Source organism: Sphingobacterium corticis, from assembly GCF_042684745.1.
Classification (GTDB): Bacteria; Bacteroidota; Bacteroidia; order Sphingobacteriales; family Sphingobacteriaceae; genus Sphingobacterium; species Sphingobacterium corticis.
In genome coordinates, this window is sequence record NZ_JBHUMA010000006.1 from 360,670 (window position 1) to 375,292 (window position 14,623).

Annotated in this window: 12 protein-coding genes; 10 read left to right on the forward strand and 2 right to left on the reverse strand. The window is 41.3% G+C overall.

Translation table 11 applies throughout. From position 1 onward, the window contains the following. Positions 1-149: 149 nt before the first annotated feature. From ACFSQ3_RS07635 to ACFSQ3_RS07665, 7 genes are all read left to right on the forward strand, one after another. Positions 150-1,631 (forward strand): ATP-binding response regulator, encoded by a 1,482-nt coding sequence (locus ACFSQ3_RS07635; protein WP_380868946.1) that lies wholly within the window; start codon positions 150-152, stop codon positions 1,629-1,631. Then, positions 1,624-5,226: a response regulator gene (locus ACFSQ3_RS07640; RefSeq protein WP_380868947.1), complete on the forward strand. Its 3,603-nt coding sequence runs from the start codon at positions 1,624-1,626 to the stop codon at positions 5,224-5,226. The genes ACFSQ3_RS07635 and ACFSQ3_RS07640 overlap by 8 nt, the downstream gene beginning before the upstream one ends. A 22-nt stretch (positions 5,227-5,248) precedes the next feature. Next, positions 5,249-5,620: a response regulator gene (locus ACFSQ3_RS07645; protein WP_380868948.1), complete on the forward strand. Its 372-nt coding sequence runs from the start codon at positions 5,249-5,251 to the stop codon at positions 5,618-5,620. After that, positions 5,621-6,445 (forward strand): CheR family methyltransferase, encoded by an 825-nt coding sequence (locus ACFSQ3_RS07650; RefSeq protein WP_380868949.1) that lies wholly within the window; start codon positions 5,621-5,623, stop codon positions 6,443-6,445. Positions 6,446-6,460: 15 nt separating this feature from the next. Beyond that, positions 6,461-7,054: a chemotaxis protein CheB gene (locus ACFSQ3_RS07655; RefSeq protein ID WP_380868950.1), complete on the forward strand. Its 594-nt coding sequence runs from the start codon at positions 6,461-6,463 to the stop codon at positions 7,052-7,054. A gap of 9 nt (positions 7,055-7,063) precedes the next feature. Then, complete coding sequence (locus tag ACFSQ3_RS07660; protein ID WP_380868951.1) at positions 7,064-7,432, forward strand: response regulator; 369 nt, start codon at positions 7,064-7,066, stop codon at positions 7,430-7,432. 65 nt (positions 7,433-7,497) lie between these two features. After that, positions 7,498-8,148: a response regulator gene (locus ACFSQ3_RS07665; RefSeq protein ID WP_380868952.1), complete on the forward strand. Its 651-nt coding sequence runs from the start codon at positions 7,498-7,500 to the stop codon at positions 8,146-8,148. Between the two features lie 14 nt (positions 8,149-8,162). Here ACFSQ3_RS07665 and ACFSQ3_RS07670 read toward each other — a convergent pair whose 3' ends face one another. After that, positions 8,163-8,564 (reverse strand): hypothetical protein, encoded by a 402-nt coding sequence (locus ACFSQ3_RS07670; protein WP_380868953.1) that lies wholly within the window; start codon positions 8,562-8,564, stop codon positions 8,163-8,165. A gap of 404 nt (positions 8,565-8,968) precedes the next feature. Here ACFSQ3_RS07670 and prpB point away from each other — a divergent pair, with 404 nt between their 5' ends. Genes prpB through ACFSQ3_RS07685 form a run of 3 tightly spaced genes read left to right on the forward strand, consistent with a single transcriptional unit; the run spans position 8,969 to position 12,479 of the window. Then, complete coding sequence (prpB, locus tag ACFSQ3_RS07675) at positions 8,969-9,853, forward strand: methylisocitrate lyase (RefSeq protein WP_380868954.1); 885 nt, start codon at positions 8,969-8,971, stop codon at positions 9,851-9,853. Beyond that, positions 9,840-10,991 carry a bifunctional 2-methylcitrate synthase/citrate synthase gene (prpC, locus tag ACFSQ3_RS07680; RefSeq protein ID WP_380868955.1) on the forward strand — a complete coding sequence of 384 codons (1,152 nt, stop codon included), beginning with the start codon at positions 9,840-9,842 and terminating at the stop codon, positions 10,989-10,991. Before prpB ends, prpC begins: the two co-directional genes overlap by 14 nt. Positions 10,992-11,015: 24 nt before the next feature. Beyond that, entirely contained in the window at positions 11,016-12,479 is a 1,464-nt protein-coding gene (locus ACFSQ3_RS07685; protein ID WP_380868956.1) for a bifunctional 2-methylcitrate dehydratase/aconitate hydratase, read from the forward strand. Between the two features lie 7 nt (positions 12,480-12,486). Here the strand turns inward: ACFSQ3_RS07685 and ACFSQ3_RS07690 are convergent, their stop codons facing one another. After that, positions 12,487-14,613 carry a 3-hydroxyacyl-CoA dehydrogenase NAD-binding domain-containing protein gene (locus tag ACFSQ3_RS07690; RefSeq protein WP_380868957.1) on the reverse strand — a complete coding sequence of 709 codons (2,127 nt, stop codon included), beginning with the start codon at positions 14,611-14,613 and terminating at the stop codon, positions 12,487-12,489. Positions 14,614-14,623: the final 10 nt, after the last annotated feature.

Below are 14,623 nucleotides of genomic sequence, written 5' to 3' on the forward strand. Positions count from 1 at the left end.
TAACATTCTCATTATTCTGTATTCGAATGGAGCGGTTTTTGTAGATGAGTGCGCATTGTAGCATCCATAGCATATTTATGCTATTGCGTGTATATGAAGTTGGAATTATGTAGCTCGCGCAGCGAACATGTTTTGTTTTAAAATCTACCATGATACTGATTGTTGACGATACTATTGAGAATATCTACTCATTAGAGCGCTTGCTTAAAAGCAAAGGTTTTGAGGTCGATTCGGCAAGCTCTGGTGAGGAAGCCTTAAAAAAGGTTTTGAAGAATGATTATGCTTTAATTATTCTCGACGTGCAAATGCCCGGTATGGATGGATTTGAAGTGGCCGAATCCTTATCCGGATTTAACAAGACAAAGGAAATCCCAATCATTTTTCTATCTGCTGTAAATACAGACAAAAAATTTATAACGAAAGGATATGCTTCTGGCGGAATAGATTATGTTACCAAACCGGTGGATCCGGATATATTAATCTTAAAAGTCAAAACATTTTACCGATTGTATGAGCAAACGCTTGCATTAAGTCGCACAGAGCAAGCACTCCGATCAGAAATTGAAGAACGCAAACGTACGCAATACATGTTACGTGAACGTGTCGACCATTTACGTTCTATCTTGGAGTCGTTGCCTCAAATTGCCTTCATGGCGGATGCTAGTGGGGAAGTGGAGTTCGTTAATAACAAATGGTTCCGCTACTCCGTAACATCCAAACTATTTCCAGAAACGCATCCAGACGATCCATTGTTGTGGGATTCATGGTCGCCACATTTACTAAATGGCGATCCGTTCGAACTAGAAACTAGAATCCGCGAATTAGGTTCGAACACGTACAGATATCACTTGCTTCGAATTATTCCGATCAAAGAAGGTGATACGATTATCAAATGGGTGGGAACATTTACGGATATTGATGACAGGAAGCAGGTCGAGCAGAAGAAAGATGAGTTTTTAAGTATCGCAAGCCACGAGTTGAAAACTCCGCTAACAAGTATTAAAGCTTACATCCAACTGCTAGATAGGATGCTAGATCCGGAAAGTCAGAAGCATACGTATTTACAACGCGTCCAAAGTCAGTTGGATAAGCTGAATGGATTGATTGCTGATCTTCTGGATATCTCTAAAATAGATAACGGAAAATTGAAGATTAATAAAACCACATTTAGTTTGGAGAGAATGATCGCCAATGTGGTAGATACCATGTACAAAACATTTGGACAAACTGAGGTGCAATTGGAACGGCAGGGTGATTTGATTGACGACGATTTGGTCGGCGATGAAATTCGTATTGAACAAGTGCTCACCAATTATCTTACCAACGCCATCAAATATTCTCCTAACTCCGGCCGAGTTCTTATTAAAACAGAAAAATGGGATACGGAAATAAAAGTGAGCGTTACAGATTATGGTATTGGTATACCAAAGCACAAACACAAAAATATTTTTGATAAATTCTATCGTGTGGAGGAATCCTCTGAGCGCTTCCAAGGGCTTGGCATTGGACTATATATATGCGCTGAGATTATTAACCAACACCAAGGAACCTATGGCTTAGATAGCGAAATCGGACAAGGTTCCACTTTCTATTTTACCCTGCCATATCAACAAACCAACACCTATGCCTAAACAAATTGTCCGAAACCTACAGATCGGTTTCGGTATATCTTTTGTCATTTTAATTGCCAGTTCTGTAGCTTCTTATGTCAGTATATCTAAACTGATAGATAATAAGTCGATGGTGGAACATACTTATCAGGTCATCAATGCGACGAACGGAGTTTGGACTGATTTGCAGGATGCCGAAACCGGGCAACGCGGATTTATTCTCACAGGCGACGAGGAGTACCTTAAGCCGTACTCTGCCAGCTTGGTACGTCTTCCTAATTCTCTGAAAGATTTGCGTTCGCTTATTATTGACAACAATGAGCAGACAGCGCGTGTAGATTCATTATTTAGACTGATAGATACGCGACTAAGTATTTTAAGACGCTTGGTTCGGAATAAGCGAAATAATCAATCAATTTCGTTAGCAGAACTAGAAGAAGGTCGCCGTTTCATGGACAACTGCCGTTTGTTAATCGATCGGATTGTAGAGACGGAAAACTATTTGCTGGAGATACGTTCTGAGAAATTGTATGCTTCATCCAATACAACCACATGGTGGATTATAGGCGCTGGTATTGCGTCACTATTAATTACGTTCTACTTCTACACGCGCATACAAGATGAGCTAAAAAGCAGAGAAAAGCTTCAGGCAGAATTATCTAAAATTCATGCAGAATTGCAACAGAGATTAGCGAAGGTGCAAAACATGGCGGATAAAATTGCTCACGGAGATTATAGCGTGCAAATTGATGAGCAGCGTGACGATTTATTGGGCAACCTGACACAGTCGCTCAACGAAATGGGCACTTCCTTACAAAATTCGTTTGAAACACTAAACAATAATGAGTGGGAACAAACGGGAATGGCGCAACTGCACGAAGAACTCACGGGTAATAAAAATGAGAGTGAGCTCGCATCGGCTTGTTTGAATCATTTAGTTCAGTATAGTGGTTTAGCCAACGGAGCATGCTATCTGTTAGAAGGAGAAGAGCTTGTTTTAAAGGGATCACACGGATTGGAGGAGCATATGAAGCAAGCTATCCAGCCCGGCGAGGGAATGGTTGGACAAGTTTTTCTCGACAAAAAATACAAGGTGATCGATGATCTGCCGAATGAGGAATACCTCATTAGCTTTGCAAACGGAAAAATAAAGCTCCACGCGCTATTGTGGATGCCGATTGTCAGCGAAGGACGATGTTTAGGTGTAATTGAATTGGGCGCTCTACAACCATTCGATAAGACGAGATTAGATTTCTTTGCTGAGGCTGGCTTTACCCTTGCAAATGCCTTAATTGCGGCAAAAAGTCGGAAGCAGGTGCAAACCTTGCTAGAAGAAAGCCAAGCGCAGGCCGAAGAGCTGCATGTTCAACATGCGGAGCTACAGAATCTAAATGTAGAACTAGAAGCACAAACCTTGAAGCTACAGGCTTCCGAAGAAGAATTGAAAGTACAACAAGAAGAACTGCTGCAGTCCAATCAAGAGATGGAAGAGCGCTCCAAATTGTTGGAGGAGAAAAACATTCTTATCGCTGAACGGAATATTGAGATCCAGCAAAAAGCAGAAGAACTTGCTTTGAGTACTAAATACAAAACGGAGTTTTTAGCAAATATGTCGCACGAACTGCGCACGCCATTGAACTCCATTCTCTTGTTATCTCGTTTGCTATCTGAAAATGAGCAAGGACTGCTAGATGAGGAACATGTAGAATCCGCGCGCGTTATTTTTAGTTCGGGTTCTAGTTTGCTTACGTTGATCGATGAAATTTTAGATTTGTCTAAAATTGAGGCGGGTAAAATGGAGCTGGATTATGAGACGATCGCCATTAAAGACGTAACGCATGATTTAAGAAGTATGTTTTCGCCGATTGTTACCGAAAAATCTCTCCATTTTGATATAGTCGTTGGAGAAGATGTGCCGGAAGTTATTGAAACAGATAGACAGCGGTTGGATCAGGTGTTGCGTAATTTGTTATCAAACGCCATTAAGTTTACAACGGTCGGTAGCGTAACATTAAGCCTTCATCTAAAGCACGATGACCCGAACCAACTCGTGTTTGCGGTAAAAGATACGGGTATTGGTATTGCTCCAAATAAACAAAAGTTAATTTTTGAGGCTTTCCAGCAAGCAGATGGATCCACACAACGTAAGTTCGGTGGAACAGGTTTGGGACTTTCCATTAGTCGCGAAATCGCACGCTTACTTGGCGGAGAAGTATTATTGGATAGCGTAGAAAATGAAGGTAGTACATTTACACTGATTATTCCGATTCGTCGTACAAATCAAGAAACTCCAGTCTCTACCACGGAAGATCTGCTACAGAGTCTTACTGATGATGTAGAGGAACTGACACACATCGTTGGCGAAGATTTCAACAATTCCCTCATTTTGGATGATGTGCCGGCGGAGATCGCAGACGATCGCGAAGAAATTGGTGCCGAAGATCGTGTAATTTTGATTGTGGAGGATGATGTTAACTTTGCTAAAGCATTACTGACTTATACACGCCAACAAGGCTATAAAGCGGTAATCGCTGTTCGTGGTGACGTTGCATTAGATTATGCTCGAAAATATCAACCTAAGGCTATTCTGCTGGATATTCAATTACCGAAGAAAGACGGCTGGCAAGTAATGGGCGAATTGAAAGCGCACAAGGATACTAAGCACATCCCAGTGCATATTATGTCTTCTTTGGAAGTTAAGAAGGAGAGTTTGCTGAAAGGAGCGATCGACTTTATTCGCAAACCCATGCTTTCGGAACAAATAGGAGGTATGTTCAGAAAGATTGAGCAAGCATTGGAGAGACATCCAAAGAAAGTCTTAATTGTCGAAGAAAACGCAAAACATGCACAAGCTTTGGCATACTATCTAAGCCAGTTTGATGTCGCATCTGAAATCAAAACATCGGTGCAGGAAAGTGCTAGCGCGCTCGTTTCTTCGGATGTAAATTGCGTTATTTTAGATATGGGCGTACCTGACCGCGGCGGATATGAAACCTTAGAAGCTATTAAAAGTCAAGCAGGCCTGGAAGATTTGCCGATCATCATTTTTACGGGTAAAAACTTATCACACGCCGAAGAACTTAAGATAAAACAATACGCTGATTCTATTGTACTAAAGACAGCACATTCTTATCAACGCATTTTAGATGAGGTAGGATTGTTCTTACATCTCATCGGTGATCAGACCCAAAAAAGCAAATCAAAAAGCAGTAATGGTTTGGGCGCCTTACAAGAAATATTAGCGGGTAAGAAAGTGTTGATTGCTGACGACGATGTGCGCAACATTTTTTCGCTTACCAAGTCATTGGAAAAATACCAAATGCAAGTTTTTTCAGCGATTGATGGTAAAGAAGCGATTACACAGTTGGAAGAAAATCCTGACATCTCCATCATCCTTATGGATATGATGATGCCGGAAATGGATGGTTATGACAGTATTCGTGAGATTCGATCAATACCGAAATACGCTAGGCTACCTATTATTGCAGTGACTGCGAAAGCGATGACTGGAGATCGGGAGCGTTGCATTCAGGCGGGCGCGTCGGATTATATTTCGAAACCGGTAGATGCCGATCAGTTATTGTCGCTTCTGCGAGTTTGGTTGTACGAAGGGTAGTTATCGTTTATAAGCATCAAACATGGAGATCAAAAAAAAGATTTTAATCGTAGATGATGATCCAAGGAACATTTTCGCGCTGGAACTATCACTTCGCGTGAAAGGATTTCGCTCGGTGACGGCTCAATCTGCGAAAGAAGGTTTGGATATATTAGCACATGACTCGGAAGTAGCGCTAATATTAATGGATATGATGATGCCGGATATGGATGGGTATCAAGCTATTCAACAAATTAGAACTACGGAAAGCCGGAAACACATTCCGATTGTAGCTGTCACTGCGCAAGCAATGACCGGAGATCGAGAGAAATGCCTTGCAGCAGGCGCAAATAGTTACGTTTCTAAACCGATTGATATAGATAAACTACTAAGTACGATAAGAGAACTATTATAGATGATCGAGCCAGCAATTGTGAAAGATGAGGAGTTGGATGTTTTGCTGAAAGATATCGCTGTCCGCTATGGATATGATTTTACATTATATAGTAAGGCTTCGCTAAAAAGGAGAATAAACCGTATTTGCGTGATGGATAACTTTTACAGTTTTGCGGAGTTGCGTTACCAGTTAATGAATCATCCAGAATATTTGCAAAGATTTGTGGAAGAAATTACGGTGAACGTAACCGAGATGTATCGCGATCCACTTTTTTATAAGAACTTGCGTGAAGAAGTTATTCCGCAACTCGCAACAAATCCTTTCATTCGAATTTGGGTGGCTGGTTGTGCAACGGGCGAGGAGGTATACTCATTGGCGATCTTATTGCAAGAAGCAAACTTATATCATCGATCATTGATTTATGCGACTGACATCAACCCGACCGTACTAGAAAAAGCAAAGCAAGGCGTATTTTCTATCCGGCATATGAAACAATATTCTGAAAATTATAATCTTTCAGGTGGTGCTCGTGAACTTTCATCGTATTATAGAGCAAATTACGATGTGGTGAAATTTGACGATAAGTTGAAGCAACGGGTCGTATTTTCCACACATAATTTGGTTTCCGATGCTTCATTTAATGAGTTTCAACTTATATTGTGTAGAAATGTGCTTATCTATTTCGAGAAGGAATTGCAAAATCGGGTATTTAATCTGTTTGACAACAGTTTAGATAAATTAGGCTACCTGGCTTTGGGATCGAAAGAGAGCATCCGATTTTCGAACTTGGAGAGTACATATAAGCGATTGGGTACAGAAAAGATCTGGCGGAAAATGAATTAAGCAAACCAAAAATTTATGAGTGAAGCGATTCGAAATATCGACATTTTACTAATTGGAGGTTCAGCAGGTAGTTTGCAGGTAATATTCAACTTGCTTCCTCAATTAAATGAAAACATAGGTTTTCCGATCATCGTTGTCATCCATCGAAAAGCTGCGCCTGGATCGCATTTAGAAGCTGTATTTAAAAAATATACGAATATGCCTGTTTATGAAATCGAAGATAAGATGCCGCTCCGAGCGAACACGGTTTACTTGGCGCCTGCTGATTATCACGTATTAATAGAGAGCAGAACGGAATTGGCTTTAGATTATTCAGAGAAAATGAATTATTCGCGTCCGTCTATAGATGTCACATTTCAGTCGGCTTCCGAAGTTTTTGGCTCGAACGTTGCCGCATTGTTATTATCTGGGGCGAACCACGATGGGGTACGCGGATTGAAATTTATAAAAAGAAATGGTGGTCTGGCCTTAGTGCAAGATCCGAAAACGGCTGAGGTAAACGCCATGCCAACTGGAGCGGTCGATAAAGTAGAAATTGATCAGCTGCTAAAACCACAAGACATGCCGATTTATATCAATCGGTTTGCAAAAACGAATAATAGTGCTTAATAAATAGATATGAACGATAAAACGATATTAATTTTTGATGACGATAAACATATTTTAGATGTTTGTTCCATTATTCTCACAGACGCGGGGTATAATGTAGCCGTTTCAGAGACTTCGCACGATATTATTGAACGCGTAGAGCAAGTTAAGCCGGATGCTATTTTAATGGATAACTGGATTCCGGATATTGGTGGAATGAAAGCTACTCAATTATTAAAGCAGCATCCGGACTATAAGCATATTCCCGTGATCTATTGCTCCGCCAATAACGAAGTGCATCTGCTGGCAGACAAAGCCGGCGCTGAAGCTTACCTCTCAAAGCCGTTTAACATATTCGATTTAGAAGAGATGGTAAAACAAATCTTAGAAAAAAAATAATTGAAGATACATGATAGCTATCGTGCATTTACTATTTTACCAAACTTTCATTAGCCAATAACAATATGCGTATTATATTAGCAGACGACCACCGTGTCGTCAGAAACGGCCTCAAACTTCTTCTAGAAACACAGCCGAATGTTCAAATTATTGGTGAAGCCACTAATGGCGAAGAAGTACTCGCTATATTGGAAGATAACGCTAATGTTGATGTTCTATTAACCGATATGAATATGCATGGAGTTGGTGGAAAAGAACTTATGAGTACCATGGCTGAACGCTATCCGAATGTAAAAGTGGCATTCTTGAGTATGGTGGATAGCGAAATTGAAATCAAGGCCGTTTTCGATCTTGGAGCGAAAGCATATCTATTAAAAAATGCTGATTATGATGAGTTGTTATTTGCGCTGGGACATATTATGAAAGGGCACACGTACCTTTCCTCTGAACTCAGCTTCCGATTATTAATGTCAAATCGACCCACTGTTAGCAAAATAGATGCTAAGCAAGTACTACAAGAATTGGATTTATCAGGAAGGGAGTTTGATGTACTTCAGTTATTGGTGGACGGACATACAACTAAAGAAATTGCCGATAAATTGTTTATTAGCAAAAGGACGGTTGAAGGGCACCGTCAAAAATTATTAGAAAAAACCAATTCTAAGAATTATGTGGAGTTGATTCGTTTTTCTATTGATAAGCAGCTTATTGCATAAAGCTGCTTAATAATTTAATTTACGGCAGCCTTTGAGTTAATTTTTAACGCATTTCTCGATTCCGCGATCTGCAATATTACTTCGCTTTCCGTTTGTTCCAGATAAGACGCAATTTCGCTCGTACGGTAACCTTCCAAATGCATCATAAACGTAGCATAAGCTTTCGCATCCAACTGATCCAGCGTGTTCTGAAAGTCAGATGACTCCTCGTCACGATGATTGCTGGGTTGCAAATCTTCAAATTGCGCGTTGTATTCGTTGCTTCCTCCCAACGGCAGTTGAATGCTAAGATCACCATTTAATCCTGCGATTTGATTTCCTGCCATTTTGTAAAAGCGCTTATGCAAAATATCCATTCCGCTTTCAATCGCTTTTTTGAAAACATTTTGTACGTTATTGAAGTTTAGATAATACATAAGATACCGATTTACAATTCAACTAATTTATATCGACGAGCTTCCACTAAACGCTCTTTCTATATATGTTACAAATACTATGCTATTTTCGAAGAATTTATAATAAGCGATAAGCTTCATATTTGTTGCGGTTTTTACGTGGTTCTCTGCCGTACACTGTTTTTTATTTGTATAATTATTTGTAAATCAGAAGTTTACTTTTTTTTAGTGACCGATCGTTGTTATGTGCGCTTCAAAAATATCCCCGTTAATTAGGTGGTTTTAATCGAATATCGCGTATTAAGTGCAATGGCAAAAATAGGAAGCTTTATAAACTCATCTTATTTTGCTAGCTTTAGAAAGCTCAAGTAGCAAATTCTTCCGCTTCGTAAGAACCAAATTATAAACATTGCAATAATATCATTATGGTAAATCTTTCGGCAGGCGCTCGATTTCGATATTTACTTACTGCAAATGAACCTCTACAATTGGTCGGTGCAATCAATGCAAACCACGCCTTATTAGCCAAGGAAGCTGGGTTTAAAGCGATTTATCTTTCTGGAGGAGGCGTAGCAGCAGGCTCATTGGGTATTCCGGATTTAGGAATAACGACTTTAGATGATGTACTTACGGATATCAATCGAATTACAAATGTTTGCGATTTGCCATTGATTGTCGACATCGACACGGGATTCGGTGCAAGTACCTTTAATATCGCTCGCACCATTAAAAATGTGTGGAAAGCGGGCGCCGCAGGAGTACATATCGAAGATCAAGTGGTAGCGAAGCGATGTGGCCATCGGCCAAACAAACAAATCGTGTCTACCGAAGAAATGGTTGATCGTATTCGAGCAGCTGTGTCCGCAAAAGAAGACTCAAGTTTTGTTATTGGCGCGCGTACGGATGCAATCGCCAACGAAGGAATCGAATCAGCAATTCAGCGTTGCAAAGCTTATCAGTCTGCCGGCGCAGACTTTATTTTCGCGGAAGCAGTTAACAATTTAGAAGATTATGCACGTTTCGCAGAAGCGTTGGATGTCCCAATTTTGGCCAACATTACGGAATTTGGACAAACGCCATTATTCACCGTCGACGAATTGAAAGCCAACGGCGTTTCGATCGTTCTTTATCCACTTTCCGCTTTCCGCGCAGCCAATAAAGCAGCAGCGAACGTTTACAAAACGATTTTTGAAGAAGGTTCTCAAAAAAGTGTTTTGCCAAACATGCAAACGCGTGAAGAATTGTACAAAAGCATCAATTACTACTATTACGAAGATTACTTAAACCAACAACAGAATGAAGGAAAGTAATAATACGACATTCAAACCTAAGAAAAGCGTTGCGCTTTCCGGGGTAACTGCAGGAAACACCGCACTTTCAACGGTTGGAAAAAACGGTAATGATTTGCACTACCGAGGTTATGATATTTTAGACTTGGCTGAACAAGCTTGTTTTGAGGAAGTAGCCTATTTGCTCATTTATGGTGAATTACCGACTAAAAATGAGCTGGAAAGCTACCGAAAAAAGTTGATCGGTCTTCGCGATCTTCCTGATCCACTCAAGTTGGTTTTGGAGCAATTGCCAAAAACTTCACATCCTATGGATGTGATGCGTACCGCCGTATCGGTCTTAGGAAGTTTGGAGCCGGAATCGCAGCATCCGACGAAGGAGGAAACACAGCATATTATCGATCGCCTAATTGCTTGCTTGGGTTCAGCCTTACTGTATTGGTACCATTATGCGCATCATGGAAAGCGAGTAGATGTGGTTACCGATAATGAAACCATTGGGGGACATTTTTTACGTGTTTTGCATCATCAAGCGCCACCGAGCGATTGGGTGCATGCAATGGAGGTTTCCTTAAATCTTTATGCAGAACACGAATTTAATGCGTCGACCTTTACGTCACGGGTGATCGCTGGAACCGGATCCGATATCTATTCTGCAATCACTGGTGCGATCGGCGCATTGCGCGGACCGAAGCATGGCGGCGCAAATGAAGTTGCTTATGAAATTCAATCTAGATACCAATCGGCAGACGAAGCGGAGGTGGATATTCTTAAGCGCTTAGAACAGAAGGAAGTGATTATCGGATTTGGGCATCCTGTTTACGTGATTTCCGATCCGCGAAACCAAGTAATAAAAGGCATTGCCAAATCGCTTAGCGAAAATGCTGGGGAGATGCCTTTGTATGAAATTGCTGAACGGCTGGAAAGTGTAATGTGGGAACAAAAGAAAATGTTTCCGAATTTGGATTGGTTTTCTGCTGTTTCGTATCATCGCATGGGCATTCCCACGGATATGTTTACGCCCTTATTTGTGCTCGCTCGATTGACTGGATGGGGCGCGCATATCATAGAACAGCGCGAAGATGGAAAGATTATTCGTCCAAGCGCGAATTACATCGGTCCTGAGAATCGACCTTTCGTTTCTTTAGACGCACGTTAATTTTTATCAACCTAATAGATAAATATGTCATTTATTTCGAATCAAAGGCCGGAACCCGATCAGGTGTTGGTCGATATTGCAAATTATGTTTTTGATTATACCATAACGAGTGATTTAGCACTGAAAACGGCGCATCAGTGTTTTCTAGATACGATTGGTTGTGGTTTTGAAGCACTGAGTTACCCCTCTTGTACAAAATTGCTTGGACCTATCGTTCCTGGCACGCAGGTGCGGAACGGTGCGAAGGTTCCAGGAACGTCCTTTCAGCTTGATCCCGTTCAGGCAGCCTTTAATATCGGCACGTTGGTGAGGTGGTTAGATTTCAACGATACGTGGTTGGCGGCGGAGTGGGGACATCCTTCCGATAATTTAGGCGGTATCTTAGCGGTCGCCGATTGGTTGAGTCGTACAGCAATAGAAAATGGTAAGCCACCGATTAAAATGAGTACCATTTTGGAAGCCATGGTCATGGCACATGAAGTTCAAGGCGTTTTGGCATTAGAGAATTCCTTCAATAAAGTAGGATTGGATCATGTATTATTGGTAAAAGTGGCATCTACGGCAGTTTGTGGGAAGTTGATTGGTTTGAACAAAGACGAACTAATTAACGCGCTTTCGCTGGCATTTGTGGACGGACAATCCTTGCGTACGTATCGCCATGCACCGAATACAGGAAGTCGGAAATCTTGGGCGGCTGGGGACGCTACATCGCGTGCGGTGCGCTTGGCGTTGATCGCAAAAACGGGAGAAATGGGTTATCCATCTGTTTTGTCTGCGCCAACTTGGGGCTTTTACGATGTTTCGTTTGGAAGCAAAGCGTTCAAATTTCAACGGGAATACGGCTCGTATGTGATGGAAAATGTACTGTTTAAAATCTCGTTCCCGGCAGAATTTCATGCACAAACGGCCGTCGAAGCAGCCATCATCATTCATCGGCAATTAATACAAAAAGGAAAAACTGCGGATGATATTGCATTGATCACAATTCGAACGCACGAAGCAGCTATATGCATTATCGATAAAAAAGGGCCATTGCATAATCCTGCCGATCGCGATCACGCTTTGCAATATATGGTTGCTGTACCGTTGTTATTTGGAAGGTTGACGGCAGCAGACTATGAAGATGCCATCGCGAGTGATCCGCGCATTGATCTATTGCGAGAAAAGATTTCTTGCATAGAGGACAAACAATTTACGGCTGATTATCATAACCCGGAAAAACGCGCGATTTCAAATGCGCTGACTGTAACCTTATCTGATGGGACAGCGTTACCTGAAGTCGTCGTTGAATATCCAATAGGACATCGTCGCCGACGCGACGAAGGCATTCCGAAACTGATTGAAAAATATAAGATCAATCTTAATCGTGTTTTCGCGGAGAAACAACAACGTGCGATTTTGGATCGTACGTTAGATTACGAAACGTTTATCAAGCAAAATGTAAATGAGCTTATTGATCAAATGACTATTCCAAACAGTGCGCTTTAACGTATTATTATTCTACATCGGTTTTCCAGTTCGATTGAAAATCGGTGTAGAATTTGAAATTTTGATCAGCTAATTCAACCAATCTTCGCGGAACATTCCATTGCTCGCCATGCTTCAAGAAACGCTGACAATCTGATAAAAAATTGCGTAATCCGAACTGATCAATATGACTAAATACCCCGCCAGTATGAGGTGCGTAGCCAATTCCTAAAATAGAGCCAATATCGCCATCTAACGTATTCAGTAAAACTCCTTCATCCAAACAACGAAAGCTATCTAATGCCACGATATGTAGCAATCGTGCTTGCAGATCGGCTTCGTCGTGGACTGATTCGCTTGGTGTTAAACGGACATCTTTCCACAAAGCGATGCGCTTTCCTTGTTCATCATAATCGTAAAGTCCGGCATTCGCCTTGCGCCCCAAACGCCCTTGTTCGATTACCGAACGCAGGTATTGATATGCTTTTCTTTGTGCATCATGAAGTTGCGGCAATTGATCGTAAACATGTATCATGAGCGGGAGGGAAATTTCGTCCAAAACAAGCAACGGTCCAACCGGAAAACCAGCATTTTTCGCAGCGCTTTCTACCATGTCCGGCGAAATGCCTTCGAGCAACATCGTTATTCCTTCCAGTAAATAATGAAAGAAAATTCGGGACGTAAAGAAAGCCGGACCATCATTCACGATAATCGGAATCTTTCCAAGTTTATGCGCGATTTGCAAGGCAAAGACTTTCGTTTTTTCGCTCGTTTCTGCTCCTGCGATAATTTCTAGTAGCGGCATCCGCTCCACGGGAGAAAAGAAATGCATGCCCACAAAGTTTTCTGGGCGTTGGGTTGCAGAAGCTAAACTTTCAATCGGAAGTGATGTGGTGTTAGTAGCTAAGACGGCATTTTTGTGCAATTTTACAGAAACCTTTGATAGCACCTTAGATTTCAATTCGGTGTCTTCAAAAACGGCTTCCACAATTAAATCTGCGTCGAATAAATCTTCGTAACTCTTCGTACATTGAATGCGGTCCAATAGTGCGTGTTGTTGGTTTGCTGTGATTTCCGATTTTGCGAGTTGCTTATCCGTAATGCGTTGGCTGTATTGCTTGCCTTTTTCAGCTTGCGCTAAATCTACATCGAGCAGAACAACATTCATCTTCGCACGAGCCGCCTCATAAGCAATGCCGGAGCCCATCATTCCTGCTCCAACAACCCCAATTTTGCGAATCGAATTCGATTGCTCTTTGTTCAATCCCGCTAATTTGCTTTGAATATTTCGAATGCCGTAGTAATTTGTTCGCAGCAAAGCAAAAGTTGTTTCGGAGCGCAAGACGTGTAAATATTGATCGCTTTCGAAGCTTAGCCGTTCATTTAGTGGTTTGTCGATGTGTTTGGAAATAGATTTGGTTGCAGATACGTTCGGGAAGTTAGTATTTACGTGATAGGAGGAAAGCGCATTCCTGTTGTCCGCTTTAGTTTTGTAATCAATTTCTACCTCATCCTGTTTCCATTTTTTTGCGAGTGCATAAGCTTCGTTCAAGTTGCTAACTTGATTATCAATCAAGCCAAGATTTTCCGCTTCGGCAAGCGAATAGTTTTTGGGAAGATTAGCCATTCGTAATGCGAAATCAATACCCCACAAATCGACCATTCTATTAAATGCGCCATATCCAGGAAATATGCCATACGCCGATTCCGGAAATCCAACGGTTGTCGTTTTTCCAAATCCGATGCGGTAATCGGCCATTAATGCCCAGCCGAACAATGTACCTTTAAAATCGCCTTCGACAATACTAATAAGAGGCTTTCTGAGACGACGAATTTTAACTTGCATCGTATTCAAACTTGTTAGGAATGCTCGAAATTCATCTACGGATTTTGCCTCCGACAACACCGTTTTGTAGTCCAATTCGCCATTTGCTTCGGTATTGCCCAATCTATAAATTAATCCGGTAACATCGGTGTGCACTAAATTTTTTACAGCTAGCTCCAAAAATTCGAACAAATCGTTTATCGTAAATCGATGTTTTTCGCTTGGAAGATTTTCATCTGCCGATGGTGAAAACACGATTTCTATCCATCCATTTTCAAGATGTTGCAGGTGGAAACGCTTAAACGATTCGAAATTTTCTGTTGTTGACATCGTCTTTTGG

Coding starts and splice junctions, on each gene's coding strand:
- ACFSQ3_RS07645 (WP_380868948.1), top strand. CDS start 5,249: ATGGAGATCAAAAAAAAGATTTTAATCGTAGATGATGATCCAAGGAAC.
- ACFSQ3_RS07655 (WP_380868950.1), top strand. CDS start 6,461: ATGAGTGAAGCGATTCGAAATATCGACATTTTACTAATTGGAGGTTCA.
- ACFSQ3_RS07670 (WP_380868953.1), bottom strand. CDS start 8,564: ATGTATTATCTAAACTTCAATAACGTACAAAATGTTTTCAAAAAAGCG.
- prpB (WP_380868954.1), top strand. CDS start 8,969: ATGGTAAATCTTTCGGCAGGCGCTCGATTTCGATATTTACTTACTGCA.
- ACFSQ3_RS07685 (WP_380868956.1), top strand. CDS start 11,016: ATGTCATTTATTTCGAATCAAAGGCCGGAACCCGATCAGGTGTTGGTC.
- ACFSQ3_RS07635 (WP_380868946.1), top strand. CDS start 150: ATGATACTGATTGTTGACGATACTATTGAGAATATCTACTCATTAGAG.
- prpC (WP_380868955.1), top strand. CDS start 9,840: ATGAAGGAAAGTAATAATACGACATTCAAACCTAAGAAAAGCGTTGCG.
- ACFSQ3_RS07690 (WP_380868957.1), bottom strand. CDS start 14,613: ATGTCAACAACAGAAAATTTCGAATCGTTTAAGCGTTTCCACCTGCAA.
- ACFSQ3_RS07665 (WP_380868952.1), top strand. CDS start 7,498: ATGCGTATTATATTAGCAGACGACCACCGTGTCGTCAGAAACGGCCTC.
- ACFSQ3_RS07640 (WP_380868947.1), top strand. CDS start 1,624: ATGCCTAAACAAATTGTCCGAAACCTACAGATCGGTTTCGGTATATCT.
- ACFSQ3_RS07660 (WP_380868951.1), top strand. CDS start 7,064: ATGAACGATAAAACGATATTAATTTTTGATGACGATAAACATATTTTA.
- ACFSQ3_RS07650 (WP_380868949.1), top strand. CDS start 5,621: ATGATCGAGCCAGCAATTGTGAAAGATGAGGAGTTGGATGTTTTGCTG.